Raw genomic sequence first — 17,943 nt, 5'->3', positions numbered from 1 at the left:
TTTATTTATTGGCAGGGTTATTTTCACTATGATGTATCCTGAGAATAATGGGAAATTGCAACTAAGTATAGGGGCAATTTATAAATAGGAAATTCAGGTATTTCAAGTTGAATGATTTTGATAAAAGAAAACAGGACACCCAAATAAGGATGCCCTGTTTTATATAATAGATCAATTTATTTTCACTATTCTGTTGGAGGAACTTCGTACTCGTAGAATTTCAAGTTATCGAATTCGATTTCCGTTTTTCCGCCAGCACCACTGCCAATTTGTAAGTGAAGCTTAGCTGCATCCCAATCCGCAGGAGGTTTTTTGTCCGTTAAGATTTGGATTTTTTGCCATGTACCTTCATTTTCAGCTTTCAATTGGTCAGTACAGCAAGCACCTTGCCATGACTTGTAGTTATCTGCCCATCCATCACTAGGCTGAACTCTCCAAGTAAATTGAAGTGCATTTCCACCAGGATTACTCTTCACTTTCACCCAGAATTCAAATGCGTAAGTTTTTTCCTTATTTAATGAGAAGAAACCACTTTCCATAGCCATTTGAGCATTAGTACCTTCATCCATCAAGATGTTAAGGTGTTTAGTACCTGATTGAGAATCACCAGAAATTACAGTTACATTGGCAAAACCTGCTTGATTCCAAGGATCAGCAAATGGATTTTTAGTACCATCTTCAAAATCAGGGTTCACTGTCAATAAGTTGTTAAGGTAAACAATTACTTCTTGATCTGTGAAAGTCTCTAGCTTCACAAAGTCTGAAGACTGAACACTACCTACACTAGCATCATAAGATACTGATGCAGTTTGAGAATTGTACAAGTCGTCTTCTAAGATCACCTCAACAATACTAGCATCGTTCTTATTCAACTGTACCGTTTTAATTGCAACAGCAGTTCCATTTGCTTTTACTGTAAATGCAGAGATATCACTTTCGTCAATAACATCCATTTCTCTAGAGAACTGTAAATGAACAACACCTGCTTGGTCAATTTCTTTTGCACCTGTCAGTACAACTGGTAATGTTGAAGGAATTACTTCGATGAAGTCTCTTAGAATAAGAGTATCCACTTTGCCGTAAGGCTCTAATCTAGAAGAAGCTAAACCTACAGAGTATAAACCAAGTTTTTTGTACTGTACCTCAACCGTTTTAGTTTCTAGAATTTCATCATGACCTTCAATTAACCATTGGTAAGTATCAGGGCTACCAGAACTTGTATCCGTCATTGTTACAATAGAACCTGCTTCTACGATATACTTGCCATTTTCTTCAGTGTAATTACCTTCAATGTTTGTTACCGCAATATCTGTTGTGATCGTATCTAATACCGTCACCATAAAGGTTGAATCTCTTGTAGTAGTACCTAAAGAATCTTGGAATTGCCATTCGATCACTAATGGAACTTCACCTACTTCCATAAACTTCACAAATGCAGTCTCTTCATTTAATACAGAGTCGTCATTATTTAAGAAGTAAGAAGGGAAGGGAACAGACCATTTTCTATCTATAAAACCTTTAGATCCATCAGCAATTGAAATTTGCTGATTAATCTCAACTGTAATTTTGCCAGTATAAGGAGAAAAAATGGCAACGTCTTGGAAGTCACCATATGGGACAACCTCATCTTTTTGGCAGGATGTGAGAGCAACTAATAAAGCAATCACTCCAAGAGATATATTTTTTAGAATTTTCATGTCCTAATTCTTTTTTCAATTATTGACCGATATTTGGATTAGTAAGTGCCTCGTCCACAGGAATAGGGAAGTAATCATGTGCAAGAGGAGTATAAGCAGCTGCACCTTCGCCATATTCTTGAAGGATTAAAGCTTCATCATCATCTGCTTCAGCATATCTTAGAACTTTTTCAGCAAGAATAAATTCTAATTTAGAAAGACGTTCGTATTGCTCTTTTACTTTACCCCAACGTCTCAAGTCTACCCAACGAGTATCGTGACCTTCAAACATTAATTCTTTAGGTCTCTCATCCCACATAATGTGCTCCATCAATGATTGAGCAGTATAATCTACAGGGTCTAACTGCAATACACCTGATCTACCTCTGATTAAGTTGATTAAGGTTACAGCTTCATTGACAGCACCATCACCATTTAATTGTAAGATACATTCAGCGTATAATAAATAGATGTCAGCTAAACGGATAATTCTTTCATTAATACCAGAGCTATAAACATCACCTAAACCATCATTTTCGTTTTGGTGATTTTGGAATTTTCTTAAATAAGAAGCCTCACCGTTATTGAAACCTGCTTTATCTACTTCTTGTTGATAGAACATTGTACCATCGTCTCCTAACGCAATAGAAGCTTCACATCTTAAAGAATAAATTCTTCCTTCATTTCTACCATCAGCAGGGTCCATTGGATCTTCTTTCAATTGCATTGTCATCCAGTAAGATGGCATTACAACTCTCCATCCACCTGCTCCACCAGGAGCTAAAGTTCTTGCTCTAGTTGTACCTTCAGATCCAGTAGGACCATCAGGGTTACCAGCAGCACCTGAACCAGGCTTTTGAGTAGCTGAGAATACTACTTCAAAAATTGACTCTGAGTTAAATTCGTGCTCTGCATCAAAGTTCCAAGAAATTTCTGGAGTTAATTGGTACAAATCACTTCTGTCAATTAACTGCTTGTATTCAACTCTTGCTAACTCATATTCGTGCTCATTGATATAAACATGTCCTAAGAAACCAGTTGCCGCACCCCAAGTTGCACGTCCAAGGTTATTGTCATCCCACTTATCAGGAAGAATACCTTGAGCATGTTTCAAGTCTTCTAAGATTAATGCTAAAACATCTTCTTTAGCAGAAACAGGCTTAGCGAAGTCCTCTTTTGAGGCAGGAACAGAAGTGTGCAAAATTACTTGACCATGGTTATAAGTAGAGTATAACCAGTAATAACAAACACCACGGATGAATCGAGCTTCAGCAATGTAAAGTTCCTTTGTTTCTTCGTCCATTTCAATACCAGGTACTTTTTCAATAACCTGATTGGCACGAAGAATAGCAGTATATAAATCCGCCCACTTATCTTTAACTACAGCTGTGTTATCATTGAAAGATAACTTTTGTAATGATTGAGCACCTGCATTCCAGTTGTTAGGTCTACCAGTATCAGATCTTACGGGAGTGTTTACAGCAGAAGTACCACCAGTAACACCATGTCCTTGTAAGCCACTGTATGTTGCCATTAAACCTTTGAAAGCATCCGATTCATCTTGCCAGAACGAATCTTCTGTGATTGTATTGACGTTTTGTACATCGAAATAGTCTGTGCAGCTTGATAAGGAAGCTGACAAAGCAAGTCCAACGAATATTTTAGATAATAATTTCATGATTGTAAGTAAGTTTAGAATTCAAGAGATAAACCGCCTCTGTAAACTGCTGAAATAGGATAGTTACCTCTATCAACACCTCTGAAGAAGATACTTTGTGAACCCACCTCAGGATCGAAACCTTTGTAATTCGTGAAAGTAAATGGATTCTGAGCACTAACATAGAATCTCAAGTTGCTCATTTTCAATCTATGTAAAACAGACTTAGGTAAAGTATAGCCTAAAGCAATGTTTTGAATTCTTAAGTAACTACCGTCTTCTAAGAAGTAATCAGAGAATGTACGAGTGTTGAAGTGTTCAATCTCATCTCTTGGCATTGGAATCTCAGAAGTAGGGTTAAATGGAGACCAAGCATTTACTAATTCACCATTTCTCTTTGTTAAGTAAGAATAAGCTCTTGAACCATTGTAAACTTTAGCACCGTATGAACCGAATAATTGAACTCCTAAATCAAAGCCTTTGTAAGCAACATTTAAGCTAAGACCTGCTTCCCAGTCAGGAGTACCACTACCTTGGTAAACTCTGTCGTCTTGACCAATTTCACCATCACCATTTACATCAACATATTTTAAGTCACCTAATTGTGCAGATGGAACTAGTTTTTGATAAGCCGCTAATTCTTCAGCAGTTTTGATTGTTCCTTCTGTAGGGATCAAGAAGAAAGAACCTGCCGTATAACCTGGCTTTAAGAATGTTGTAGGCTCACTGTTTCTACCAATGATTGGCTCACCACCAGAGATTGATTCAACTGTTGGAGCAAGTGAGATTACTTTATTTACGTTTTTAGTGAATGTACCATTTACTGAGAACTTCACATCACCAAAGTGGTCGTTATAACCTAAAGCAATTTCAAGACCTTCGTTAGATAAGTTACCTACATTTTGCCATACTCTATCGTAGTTGTTATTTGATGTTGCACCAGTTGATGGAGGAATTTGAACAGCCAATAACATATCACGCTTATCGTTTTTATAAACATCAGCTGAGAATGTAATACGACCTTCTAAGAATTCAGCATCAAGACCAATGTTTTGTGAAATGTTAGTTTCCCATCTGATTGATCTGTCTACGAATGTTGGTGCAATAGAACCGAATTTTAAAGCATCAGAACCTTCACGTCCTAAAACGTAGTCTACTTGAGGAGTTACAATAGATTGGTAAGGAAGGTCAGCCATTAAGTTATTTAAACCTTGACCTGCTTTATCACTACCTGTTTCACCATAACCGTATCTAATTTTTAAGTTAGAAACAACAGGTTTGATAGGTTGCCAGAATTTCTCTTCTGAAATATTCCAACCTGCAGATACTGAAGGGAACACTCCCCATCTATTGTCTTCATGGAATCTTGATGAACCATCACGTCTTACCGAAGCACTGAATAAGTATCTGTTGTCATACGCATACTGAACACGGGCTAACATACCGATATTCTTGTTCTCAGAGTATCTTTCGTCTGCAGCAATAATCTCATTGGCAGCACCAATTGATTGAGTATCATTGCTAGGGAAGTCTCTTGCCTGGATGAAGTGTCTGTTACCTTTTGATGTTTCAAAAGTAATACCTCCTACAAAACCAACTTTGTGCTTACCGAATTTTCTGTTATAAGTTGCAGTATATTCTTGGATTGTACGTTGGTATTTGAAGTCTGTATATCTAAGCTGCGCTATTGGATTCGAAGCATTCAATAAGTATTCTCCTTTTTCGTCAAATACGCTGTATGAAGGCTCAAATAACTTTTGGTTGGTATGAGAAATCGAACCACCAATGTTTGCATTTAATTTGAATCCTCTGAATACTTCATAGTTGATACGAGCATTACCATTGTAACCGTAGATGTCTTCTTGGTTGACTTGATTCAACTTACCAACGAAACGTCCCATATTTTCTGGGTTAGCACCCGGTACGACTACATCTGTATCACCTGGATCAATCCCTTGTAGGAAAGGAGACTGCTTGATGGCATCATATTGTAATCCCCATGGCTCTTTGTTTGCATTACTGTTATTAAGACCCATGTTAACTTGGAACTGTAATTTTCCTTTTTTGTAAGTAGTATTCGCTCTTACTGTTTGACGAGTATAATCAGATCCAATCAATACACCTTCTTGGTCAAATAAAGTACCAGTGATGTTGTAAGTAAGGTTATCTGAACCACCTGAGATTCTCAAACTGTGGTTTTGCATTGGAGCCATATCATTTTGAAGCTGATCCATCCAGTCTGTGTTATAATACAGACCTCTTTTGTTTTGGTCCAATGGATTAAACTTACCAGATTCTTTGAACATGTTCGATAATCTGTTGATGTAAAGGTGGTCGTTTGTACCCGCTAAGTTTACACCAGAAGTAATTTTCTGAACACCATAGTATCCATCATAATTCACTTTCATTTGTCCAGACTTACCTCTTTTTGTTGTAATCAAGATTACACCTGCAGAGGCTCTAGAACCATAGATAGCGGCAGAAGCACCATCTTTTAATACTTCAAGTGACTCAATTTCTTGTGGAGAAATATTAGGGTTTGAAGTATATGTTACACCATCCACAACGTAAAGAGGCTCAGAACCACCTTCTTGGAATGAGGAAACACCACGAATTGTAATTGTTGAATTAGAACCAGGAGCACCCGATGCCGCTCTTACTGATACACCGGCCATTTGACCTTGTAGGGCCGTACCAATGTCAGAAGTGGCTAACTTATCAAGATCTTCTGATTTAACTTGAGCAATTGAACCTGTTACTTCACGTTTTGATTGCTCACCATAACCAATTACCACAACTTCTTCTAATGCTTCAGTATCGTATAACATCACGATATCAAACTGAGTTCTATCCCCAACATTTAATAACTGAGTCATGTAACCGATAGAAGAAATTTCAAGGACACTCTCTTTGCCCGGCACTTTTAATTCAAACTTACCCGTGAAATCAGTTACCGTACCAATTGAAGTACCTTTTACCATCACATAGGCTCCAATAAGTGGAGCTTTCTCTTCGTCTACTAATGTGCCCTTCACAATTATATCTTGTGCAAACAGCTGAATAGAAGAGAACAATACTAGCAGAATCGTTCCGCTTAAGTATTTGAATAGATTTGCTTTTGTAAAATAACAATTCATAATCTCTACATACTAAGATTTTAAAAATTCAATTCATTTATCATTGACAGTTCAAAACTAGATTGTTAATTTTTCATAAGTGTTAAAAAAACCATTGTAAAATCGGGGGGAAAAAATATTGTAAACCTTCCGTATATGCGTATTAGACGTTTTTCAAAAAATACACCCCCTATACAATAAAAAGTTTTGACAATGAGATATTAAAGAGAAATGGACTAGCCAATTTTTTTTGAGACCTTAGAATTTTTTAGTAGTGTTTTGAACCATAAAATTTAATATAAAAGTTAAAAAAATCATTTTCATAAATATTTAAAATATACGATATGTACAAAATTCACATTTACTTATCAATTATAAAGAGTGAGTGATGAAAGATTGTATCAATTCTGCTTTTCAGAACCTAACATTTAAGTTTATGAGTTAAATAGATGCTCTTTTTGATTAGTATTGAGCATGTGTAATTACTCTTTCATCACTCACTTAGAATAGACTATTGTCCTTCTACTATATCTTCTAAAATGTCTGAAGCTTCCCCTTCAGTAGAGTTTTCCTTTAAATAAGCTGACGGAGGTATACCAAATTCTTTCTTAAAGCAATTTCTGAAATATTTCAAATCATTAAAACCAACTTCATATGTAACATCACTGACACTGTATCGACCAAGCTTTAACATTTGGGCTGCTCTCTTTAAGCGAATATTTCGTATAAATCCTTTTGCTGTTTGCCCAGTAAGTGCTTTTAGTTTTTGGTTAAGGCGTATAGGAGTCGCACCATATTCAGAGGCAAGCATATCAACAGTAAATTCAGAATCAGAAATATTTTCCTCTACAATGTTGACTAATTTTTTCAAGAATTTCTCGTCAATTGAAGTGTAAGTGATTTCACTTGGTTTCACATCCACTTTTGTACGGAATTTTTTCTGTTGATTTTTTCTATTTTCAATTAATGAATGCATTCTGGCAAGTAAAACATCAGAATTGAACGGCTTAGTAACATAGGCATCAACACCGTATTCATATCCCTTCAGTTTACTTTTTTCAGAGTTTTTTGCGGTTAAAAGGATGATTGGTAAATGACAAAGTTGATCATCATCACGAATACTTTTCGCCAATTCATATCCATCCATTACTGGCATCATAATATCTGAGACCACAAGGTTGGGCATAATTTCTTTAGCCGTTTGTAATCCTTTTTGCCCATCTTCTGCAAGATAAACGTCGTAATCTTCTTCTAAAATACCTTTTAACAGTTCTCGGATAGAATAATTATCATCTACTACCAAGACTTTTGCTTTGGTCGAAACTTCCAACTCATCTTCTTCCTGTTGTTGATGTTCAATCAGAAGAGTTTCATTGATTACAGGTTCGTTGATGATTTCATCAAATTCTTCGCCAGCGTAATCTTCTTTATGTAATGGGAATTCTAAAAAGAATGAAGTGCCTTTATTCAGCTCACTTTCTACTCTAATACTACCATGGTGTAAGTCGACCAAACTTTTTGTAAAGGCCAAACCAATGCCTGTACCTCTGTTTTTGGCTTTTTTCAAATTGCTAACCTGATAAAAACGATTGAAAAGATAATCAAGTTTTTCTTCAGAAATACCAATACCTGTATCTTGAAGTTTGATTTTTACTTTATTCTCATCTTGCGTAAGCGACAAATTGATTTCGCCATCATAAGTAAACTTAAAGGCATTTGAAAGTAAGTTATACAGGATTTTCTCTAGCTTATCAGTGTCCATATAACCATGGATGTTGCTAGAAGTCACCTCATAAGTGAAGCTGATATTTTGGTGTTCAGCAAACTCTTTGAAAGAGTGATGTACTTGCTCCAAGAAAGTAGACCAGTTTCCTTTTGACAACTGAAGTTTCATTTGCCCTTGTTCCACTTTTCTAAAATCAAGTAACTGATTTACTAAACGCATTAAGTGTTGCACATTTTTAAATATCATCTGATAGCTTTTCTCTCGATCGCTAGAAGAAAGCTGTCCACCTTTTTTGATCAATTGTTCAATAGGTGTATGAATCAGTGTCAAAGGAGTGCGTAACTCATGAGAGATATTAGTAAAGAATTGAAGTTTCAATTGACTCAAATCTTCAAGTTTTTCACGTTCAAACTTCTCCATTTCTAACTGACTCTTCTTTCTTGCTGTGATGATTGTATAGCGAGAGAAGAAGAATACCATTGCCATAAATAAGGCAATATAAGTGACTTTAGCCCACCAGCTCCACCAGAAAGGAGGCAATACCTCAATTTTAAGAGCAATAGGAGTAGGGTTCCAAATGTTATCACCATTTGAAGCTTTCACATAAAGTGTATAATCGCCAGGAGAAAGGTTAGTGTATTTTGCCTCTCTTTGTTCCACGTCTGCTACCACCCAATCTTTATCAAAACCTTCCAATTTATATTTATAGTGATTGTTTTCTGAAGCACCGTAATGTAAAGAGGCGAATTTTACAGAGAAACTATTATGGCTGTATTGTAATTCAATACTTTCAGTGCTTTGTAAAGATGAAGAAAGAATTTCATGCCCCTCAAACTTGTCATAAGTATTGATTTTCTTATTTAAAATTTTCAATTCCGTGAAAATCAAATCAGCAATAGTATTGTCGTCAATGATTTCATGAGGCTTGAAAATATTAAGGCCATTGACACCACCGAAGAGCAATTCTCCACTTCTTAATTTAACAGCAGATAACTCACCGAATTCATCATCTTGTAGTCCATCAGAAATATCTAAATTCTTAATGGTTCTATTTTCTAGGTTGATTTTACTCAGACCTTTGTTTGTAGCTACCCAAAGGTTTCCATAATTATCTTCTAATATCGATTTGATCACATTGCTTGGTAAACCTTCAGCGTCTGTCACTCTTTCAAATTGAATATCCTTGATTTTACCATCAGAAGGAGTGAAGACATTTAATCCGCCACCTAAAGTACCAATCCAAATTTCACCATTTGAAGCTTGAAAAACAGGCAAAATATAATTATAACTTAAACTGTTTGGATGATCTGCTTTATTTTGGAATACCTTAAATTCAGGTTCTTTTTTTATTTTTTCTTCCTTAGATAAATAAACCAAACCTTGACTTGTTCCTAACCATAAGTTTCCGTGTTTATCCATCATTATACTGCGGATAACGTCAATAATCTCATCGTCTTTGTCTAATATTTGAGGGTAAGACCATTGAAATTTATTGTCTTTATAAACACCTTTAATCAAACCACCTCCATAGGTAGCAAGCCAAAGAAGAGAGTCACCATCATTTTGTACATCAAAAGTGGCATTATGATGATTATTAGGGTGAATAACACATTCTGATAACCTTTTTTCAAGTTCTGTGGCTTTTTCAGTTTTGATTGCTAATGTTTTGTATGGATAGCCAATACCGAATATCATTAGGTCTTGAAACTCCTCAATTGCATAAACCACATTTTGTGATTTCTTTGTAGGAGCAAGGTTTAAAACTTTAAAAGCACCGTCTTCGAGAATATTGACACCGCCACCTTCAGTGCCAATCCAAAGTCGACCTTTTTTGTCTTCATAAGTTCCTCTAAGTTTGCTATAATTTAAGTCAGTTGGCTTGTCACCCTTTTTAATATGTCTGAATTTTTTTCTTCTTGGATTAAACTTGTTAATGCCGCTTCCGTTGGTACCAATCCAGATTACTCCAAGTTGATCTTCATAAATTGAAGTAATGATATTTGCACCGAAGTGTTCATTATTATCACTATTAAAATGGTCAATAACATTCAACTTTTCTCCAATAGCATCCCATTTCAAGCGATATAAGCCATCTACAGCACCTGCCCAGATAATTCCCTCTTCATCATTGCGGATATGTTCGGCTTTTAGGTCAGTTATTTTTTTGAATTCACCTTCGCTATCGCCAATACCTTTTACTTTTAATTGATAAATACCATCAAAGTAAGCCACTAGAAGACAGTTTTTACCTTCAGTCACAGACAGCACACTGTTATCATATGTACCTTTATGGAATTTCTTGAAGATACTGAATTCACTTTTTTCTTTTGGGTTGATTAATAATTGAATTCCCTTTTTACTACCTACCCATAAATTTCCTTTTTGGTCCACAAATAACCTTGTAATGTAATTATCAAGAATACTCTCGTGGTTGTGAGGATTGTGGAAATACTTATCTACTTTGATCTTATCTAGAGTAGTGTATTTACTTTCAATTTTATTAAGTCCCTTAGTATTACCAAACCAAATATTACCATCATGATCTTTGACCATAGATGTAACACTATTGTCTGTAAACAGTTTTGGACTTTTCTTAGTGTTACCAAAGAAAGTAAACTTTTCAGTGGTCGTGTTATAACGAAAAATTCCAGCATCAGCAGTGCCTATCCATAGACTGCCATGATCATCTTGAATCACCGATGCAATAAGGTTAGAAGGGAGATTGTGCGTATCCATTCTATAGGTTATAAATTCATAACCATCAAAGCGACTTAGGCCATCATTTGTACCAATCCAAATCAATCCCTTCTTATCTTGAAAAATGCAATTGACATCATTTTGAGGCAGTCCTTGTTTTGTGGTATAATGTGCAAACACAGGAGTTACATCAAATGCATATGATGGATTAAAGACAGCTAATAGTGTGCATAGAAAAGGCAAAACATACTTTAGAAATCGTAAATATTTTGCGGTAGTTGATAGTAAATTCATTTCAAAGTAATAATAAATCATGTAAATCTTCTCAAGTCCAAAAAATACTTATACAAAGTACATAAATCCCCCTTTGGTATCAATCTCCCAAGGAGAAAGAATTAATATACACCCTGTATACGATTAAAAAATTCTCTTCAAAACCTCATTTTAACAATGTGAGCAATGTTTTGTTTGAAAATGAGGTAAAATAGTGTGTGAAATTTAAAAATTATCTTCTTATAAAAAATACCCTCTAAAATCTTGCCTAAAATGTGGGGTGTTAATTTGTTTGTTTGATATAATTATCATTAAAAAAGGTAGAATTATAGATATTCTCAAATTATAGCCCCTCTATTTGAAATGATAATTTCCAAGTTGTCTTATAAATCAATCCTAAATTTGAATCATTGATAAAGCGAACATTATCCTAACAAAACAAACGGTTTTGGAAGAATATAAATATCAGTTCGATAACCATCTGAAATGATATTGAAAGCTTAACCAACAGTTGGACAATTAAAATCGAGAATTATATAAATTTTCATTTTTTTATTCCACTCAAATTAATAAACATATGTGTGATGAAATTAACATTTGTCTAAAAGTTGATTTATGAATATCGATAGTTGATCCTTTACTGTTATAAGATTACGTTTAAAGAAAAAAAGATAGTATGAGAAATGTTGTTATTTTAATTATGGCTGCTTTCCTAGGTGCATGTTCTGTGCAAAAGGAAAATGCAACAGCAAACAAAGAGGTATTCGAGCCCAATTGGGAATCCCTACAGCAATATGAAGTGCCAGATTGGTTTCAAGATGCAAAGTTGGGAATCTTTATCCACTGGGGAGCTTATTCCGTTCCAGAATATGGATCAGAATGGTATCCTAGATTAATGTACATGGACAGTGTGGAGTGGTCTCCTAAAGGGGAAGCAAAAAAAATCGGAGCCACAGACATGAATCAGTATCATGTCAAAAACTTCGGTACACTTGATAAATTTGGCTATAAAGACTTCATCCCAATGTTTAAAGGAGAACATTTTAATGCTAAAGAATGGGTTGATTTATTCCAAAAGTCAGGAGCAAAATATATAGTTCCCGTAGCTGAACACCACGATGGTTTTGCAATGTATAAGTCAAAGCATACTCGTTGGAATTCGGTAGATATGGGGCCAAAGAAAGATATCTTAGGAGAATTAACAAAAGAAGCTAGAAACCGAGACATTAAAATAGGAGCATCGTCGCATTACGCGTTCAACTGGAACTACTTCACCTATAAAGAAGGATTTGATACGATGGATCCTCAATACAGTGACTTATACAGCCGTCCGCATGATCACTATGCTCCTGCAGATCAAGAATTTTTATCACACTGGTGGGATAGAACAAAAGATATCATTGACAGCTATCAGCCAGATATCTTATGGTTTGACTTCTATATTGACCGTGAAGAGTTCATGCCTTACCATCCTAAGTTAGCAGCTTACTATTATAATAAAGGAATCGAATGGAAAAAAGACGTAGTACTTCAAACTAAAAACTTCAAGATGGTGACTTTCCCAGAGGGAACACACGTATTGGATATTGAAAGAGGTAAAATGTCAGATATCAATCCAAAAGTATGGCAAACAGATACTTCAATTGGTAAAAATTCTTGGGGTTATGTAAAGAACTGGATTTCGAAAGATGCCAATACTTTGATTGATGACTTAGTAGATATTGTAAGTAAAAATGGTTGTCTGTTATTGAATGTAGGGCCAAAAGCAGATGGTACTATTCCAGAAGACCAAAAAGCAATTTTATTAGAAATCGGACAATGGTTATCAGTAAATGGTAAAGCAATTTATGGATCAAGACCATGGAAGATTTATGGTGATGGTCCAACAAAAGTAGCCACAGGTCACCATACTGAAGGTAAGAATGAGGATTTAACAGCAGATGATTTCCGTTTCACAACTAACGATGGAAAGTTATATGCTATCTCTATGGCTTGGGCTTCAAATGGAAAAGTAAAAATTCCAGTATTAAACAAAAATTCTGAATATGTAAGTTCAGGAATTAAGAAAATCAAATTATTAGGAAATGATGGTGCACTTGACTTTAACCAAGATGAGGAAGCATTAGAAATAATGTTACCATCTCAAAAACCTTGCGAACATGCATTCGTATTTGAGATCCAATTCGAGGACAATAGTCAAATTGCTTTAAAATAGATATTTTAAGATCACAACAAAAAGCTGTTCTTCTTTGAGGGACAGCTTTTTCTTTTTGTAGGAAGAATGATTAGAAATTCACTTTTTATTCTACAGAATTCTTCCTCTTCATTCAATTCTTCTATATTTGTGTCGCTAAACAGTATTCAAACTTAAATCTTATATATTTTCAACAAGAATAATAACTTGAAGAACATTTTTTATTATGAATATCATTTTTCAGACCATACAATTTATTCGTTCTGTATTACCCAAAGATCAAAAAGTAAAAGCCATAGGTGTCAGCATACTCTTATTCATTAATTCAGGACTAGAATTAATAGGTTTAAGTGCCATGCTCCCCGTTTTTGCCGTTTTATTAGAGGATGATGTAGTAAATAAATATGCATGGGCTAACTGGATCTACAATTTATTTGGTTTGACGGATGATAAGCAGTTTATCATTTTACTGACAGTAGTTTTGTTTCTTGTTGTAGTAGTAAAAAATATAGCGGGGATGATTATTGTAAAATTACAAAGTGAATTTGCAATGGGGTTGTATAGTGATTTTGCTAAGAGACTACATCAGATTTATTATAGAAAGGGTTTTTTGTTTTTTAAGGAGGAAAATTCAAATGTCCTACATCGTAATGTACAAGCTGCAACTCAATCTTTTGCCAATCTGCAAGTTTTGGGTGTGTTAAATATATTAAATGAAATAATTGTATTAATATCTATTGTGCTGAGTATTGCAATTTACGATTTCAAAATACTCATATTATTAGCACTAATTGTTATCCCATCTTTCATTATTTTATATAAATACGTTCGCAATAAATCTCTTGAGATTGGAGAAACTAGAAAGATAATAGGTCCAAGATTAAATAAAAATATTTTTCAAAGTATTTTTGGTTATGTAGATGTTGTTATTTCTGGGTCTGAAAACCTTTTTAGAACTCGAATGAATAATGATGTAGATGAACTTGTCGATTCAAATATTAAAATAAATATCTATAACCTTGCTCCAACACGAGTGATTGAGAGTGCTTTAATGTTAGCAATTTTGGTAATGAATATTTATGGTGTTTATTATTTAGAGTCTAGAATTGAATTATTACAATTATTAGGTGTTTTTGCTATTGCAGGTTTTAGAGTAATGCCATCAATAAATCGTATGATGACCTTTTTGAATGCTCTAAATCAGAATAAATGGACTTTTGGAGTATTAGATGGTCTAAAGTCAGAAACACATTATATGAAACCTATTCAGAAAGAACTAACTTTCGAACATTCATTAGAGTTGAAAAATATAGAATTTCAATATCCTGATGCAAATGAAAAAAGTATTGTAAAGGATTTTTCTTTACTTATTAAAAAAGGTGAAACGATTGGTTTAATTGGAGCATCAGGATCAGGGAAAACCACAATTATGAATATTTTATTAGGTTTCCTAAAAGTCACAAAAGGACAATATCTTATCGATGATCAAGTCTTTGGAGATGAATACGTAGATTCTTTCTACCATAAAGTGGGTTACGTACAACAATCCGTCTATATTATTGATGGATCATTAGCAGAAAATGTAGCTTTCGGTGTTAAAGAAGAAAATATAGATTATCCAAAACTAGAAGAAGTACTAAAAAAAGCATCCCTTTACGAAGTAAGCCAAGAATTAGAAAATGGAGTACACACTAGAATAGGTGAGAACGGAACAAAATTATCAGGAGGGCAACGTCAAAGAGTAGGTATCGCAAGAGCTCTCTATTTTGATGCAGAAATTCTTTTCTTTGATGAAGCAACATCAGCGCTTGATACCCAAACGGAAAAAGAAATTACCGAATCCATTCATAAACTATCAGAATCCAGCCTTACTATTATCATCATTGCTCACAGAATAAGTACTTTAGAGGATTGTGATAGAATAATAGAAATCAAAAAAGAAGAAGAAGTTATTTGAGTTTAGAGTTAAGAATGAAGAAAATGTATCGAGATGTGGTCCCTAAAGTGGTTTTTATGATGATGGCCCTTGTAAGGATGTTACATTGCAACCGTCCACTGAATCAATGCAAGAACCATTTTTATCATTCTTAATAATGAAAGAGGGTAAAATACCATAACTCATGACTCGAAATCATGGTCTTTTTGTAAGCTATTCACTTTATGACTCTCATTATAAACTTTAAACGCTTTAAATAAAAGATTTACAAGCCCTGATACATTAAAAACGAATGGGTCAATATTTTAATCAAAAGCTGATAAACGAGATATCTTCCCAAAAGGCCATAATTTCAATTACCAGTCTATGAAACATTTGGAATTGCTATGTCTCTTCTAAAAAATATCATTAGCCTATATTTTAATTCATAAGCTAATGATGTGGGTGATAAAAATATCACCTCTTCGATACTTTGATAGCTGTAATTCCCTTATTCGTATTCACTTTTACCAAATACATTCCACTAGGAATATCTTGCATATCAATAGTCCATTTATACATTGAGTTCGCTCTACTTGCTACCTTAAATTCTTTACCTGTAACATCAAAAATACTCACTTCTAAAATTCTTATATCCTCAGAAGTTTGAATATGAATATCACTATCCGTTGGGTTAGGGTAAACAGATATTTTACTGGTAATAAGATTTTTAATTCCCGTTACACCATCTACAAGAATAGGGAAGGAAGTGAGAACAATATCTTTATAATGAGAATTGGTAATGGTATAGTTATATTCTCCGATGTTATTTACTCTTAAAGAATCAGTAGTTTCCCCTTCTAAGGGGCTTCCATTGTAATACCATTGGTAAGCATCATTTTCAGTTTGGTCTTGCTTTGGAACTTTAAGGTAATTTACACCATTTTCTAAAGTGATTGTCAGACCTGCTTCACCTACTAACTTTTGATTACCATATACAAAATGGATTCTTTGGTTTGAGTTACTTATCCTTACTTTATCTAATTCAGCAAAAGTGAGATGATTCTGAGAAGCATTGAAATAGGTTAAACTAGGTTCAAGATCTCCAATGTCATCGGGTAACTCAAAAATATTATTCGCACTAATATTCACGCTTTTTAATGAATCTAGGGTAGCAAATGATGTCGGAAGGATATCAATATTTTTATTCCAGATGTCAATGTCCGTGATTCTTGCCGAAGCACCGTCCACTTTTATACCTTCCCATAACCTTACAGGTTGATCAATTGACCAATCTAAAGTATGCGATGGGTTTAATTCTTTAATATTTACAAGTACTAGTGAATCTGATGTATTGATCATACCTGGTTCTACAAATATGCTCGCAACCTTCAAAGTTAAATTAGGGTAGTTGGAATTGGTGATCGTACAGAAGTATTCACCGTATTCACTGACTACATCATAATACCTTTGATTTGCACCAAGTAGTAATATACCTTCAAAATACCATTGATAAGTATTGAAAGGCTCAACTTCGGGAGTAGCATCAATAGAAGGGTCAATCTGTATTTTGATATAACCTGAAGTAGCAATATTTTGTTCTTCACCAATTATTCCTTGAGGAGTGTAGGAAAGAATTGCGTTTGTGGGTAACCTATCAATGTCATCAAATGAAAGGTGATTGTTTTCAATTGAAATACTATTGGTGTTTTGTAGATTACTTATTTTAGGATCTAAATAATTTAATTCATTACCATTAATTTCTAATACTTCAAGAGTTGTAAGCTCATAGATCTCATCTTGTAAAGTTGTGAAAGCATTATCACTTATATCTAAGAGTTTAAGGTGTGGGAATAGACTTATACTGACTGGTAAACTACTAAAATCATTATTACCGATTCTTAATGAATCTATTTCAGTTAAATCTCCAATGTTATCAGGTAGTACATCTAATCTCTTATTTTTTAAACTTAAGTTCTGAACACGACCTGCTCTAATAGTGACACCATTCCAAGTAGAGATAGGAGTATTGAAGTCCCAACCCAAAGTATTACTAGTGTTTAAGGAAGCTATTGTGCTAACAATTATTGAATCTTGCTCAAAAGCATCTTGATCAAAAATGAAGGAAGGAGCAGAGGATAATGTTAATGCATTAAAATCAGTATTTGTGATTTTGCAAACATAAGATCCTACTTCAGAAGTAATATAAAAAGAATCTACCGCACTATTAATGAGAATACCATCTTTATACCATTGGTAGTCATTACGATCATCTTGAATAGAGGGGTCAATAGAAAGTCGAATAACATTTCCTGTATATCTAAATGACATTTCTTCTCCCACTGTACTTTGATTCTGATAGTTGGTAAACTCCTTAGATTGATTGATAATAGCTTCAGCATTATATAAATCATAAAAGGTGAAATGATTGGAAGAAATATCAAATGAATCTATCGCTAATAATGCTCTATCATTACTAAAATCGATTGGAATTGTATTTAAGTCTATATTTACAAGATTTAAAGCTGACACTGGATCGGCAGGTGAGCCAGAATGTGTAATATGTTCCCATTCAGATATAGGAAGTTGTGTACTCCAATTAACATTAATTTGTGGATTGGCAATTTTAAGGGATAGAAGTGCCAATGAATCTGCAATGAATTGAGTTGCATCAACCAGTGTAAAATTG

General features: G+C 34.3%; 7 protein-coding genes. 2 read left to right on the top strand and 5 right to left on the bottom strand.

Translation table 11 applies throughout. From position 1 onward, the window contains the following. Positions 1-185 precede the first annotated feature (185 nt). From AVL50_RS07585 to AVL50_RS07570, 4 genes are all read right to left on the bottom strand, one after another. The gene (locus AVL50_RS07585; protein ID WP_062615885.1) at positions 186-1,697 is read right to left on the bottom strand and encodes a carbohydrate binding domain-containing protein; all 1,512 of its coding nucleotides are present in this window, start codon (positions 1,695-1,697) and stop codon (positions 186-188) included. 19 nt (positions 1,698-1,716) lie between these two features. Then, positions 1,717-3,354, bottom strand: coding sequence for a RagB/SusD family nutrient uptake outer membrane protein (locus tag AVL50_RS07580; protein WP_062615884.1), 1,638 nt, complete (start codon positions 3,352-3,354; stop codon positions 1,717-1,719). Between the two features lie 14 nt (positions 3,355-3,368). Continuing rightward, positions 3,369-6,470, bottom strand: a complete 3,102-nt coding sequence (locus tag AVL50_RS07575) for a TonB-dependent receptor (protein ID WP_062615883.1) — start codon at positions 6,468-6,470, stop codon at positions 3,369-3,371. 490 nt (positions 6,471-6,960) lie between these two features. Next, entirely contained in the window at positions 6,961-11,166 is a 4,206-nt protein-coding gene (locus tag AVL50_RS07570) for a two-component regulator propeller domain-containing protein (RefSeq protein ID WP_172826787.1), read from the bottom strand. Between the two features lie 679 nt (positions 11,167-11,845). Here AVL50_RS07570 and AVL50_RS07565 point away from each other — a divergent pair. Further along, positions 11,846-13,360 carry an alpha-L-fucosidase gene (locus tag AVL50_RS07565; RefSeq protein ID WP_253764262.1) on the top strand — a complete coding sequence of 505 codons (1,515 nt, stop codon included), beginning with the start codon at positions 11,846-11,848 and terminating at the stop codon, positions 13,358-13,360. Between the two features lie 205 nt (positions 13,361-13,565). Next, positions 13,566-15,296 (top strand): ABC transporter ATP-binding protein/permease, encoded by a 1,731-nt coding sequence (locus AVL50_RS07560; protein WP_062615880.1) that lies wholly within the window; start codon positions 13,566-13,568, stop codon positions 15,294-15,296. Positions 15,297-15,731: 435 nt separating this feature from the next. Here the strand turns inward: AVL50_RS07560 and AVL50_RS07555 are convergent. Further along, the coding region (locus tag AVL50_RS07555; RefSeq protein ID WP_062615879.1) for a T9SS type A sorting domain-containing protein at positions 15,732-17,943 on the bottom strand (2,212 nt) is incomplete at its 5' end.

This window comes from Flammeovirga sp. SJP92 (assembly GCF_001583495.1).
Classification (GTDB): domain Bacteria; phylum Bacteroidota; class Bacteroidia; order Cytophagales; family Flammeovirgaceae; genus Flammeovirga.
Note: the sequence above shows the minus strand (reverse complement) of the source record. Positions and strands in the feature narration are given on the sequence as shown.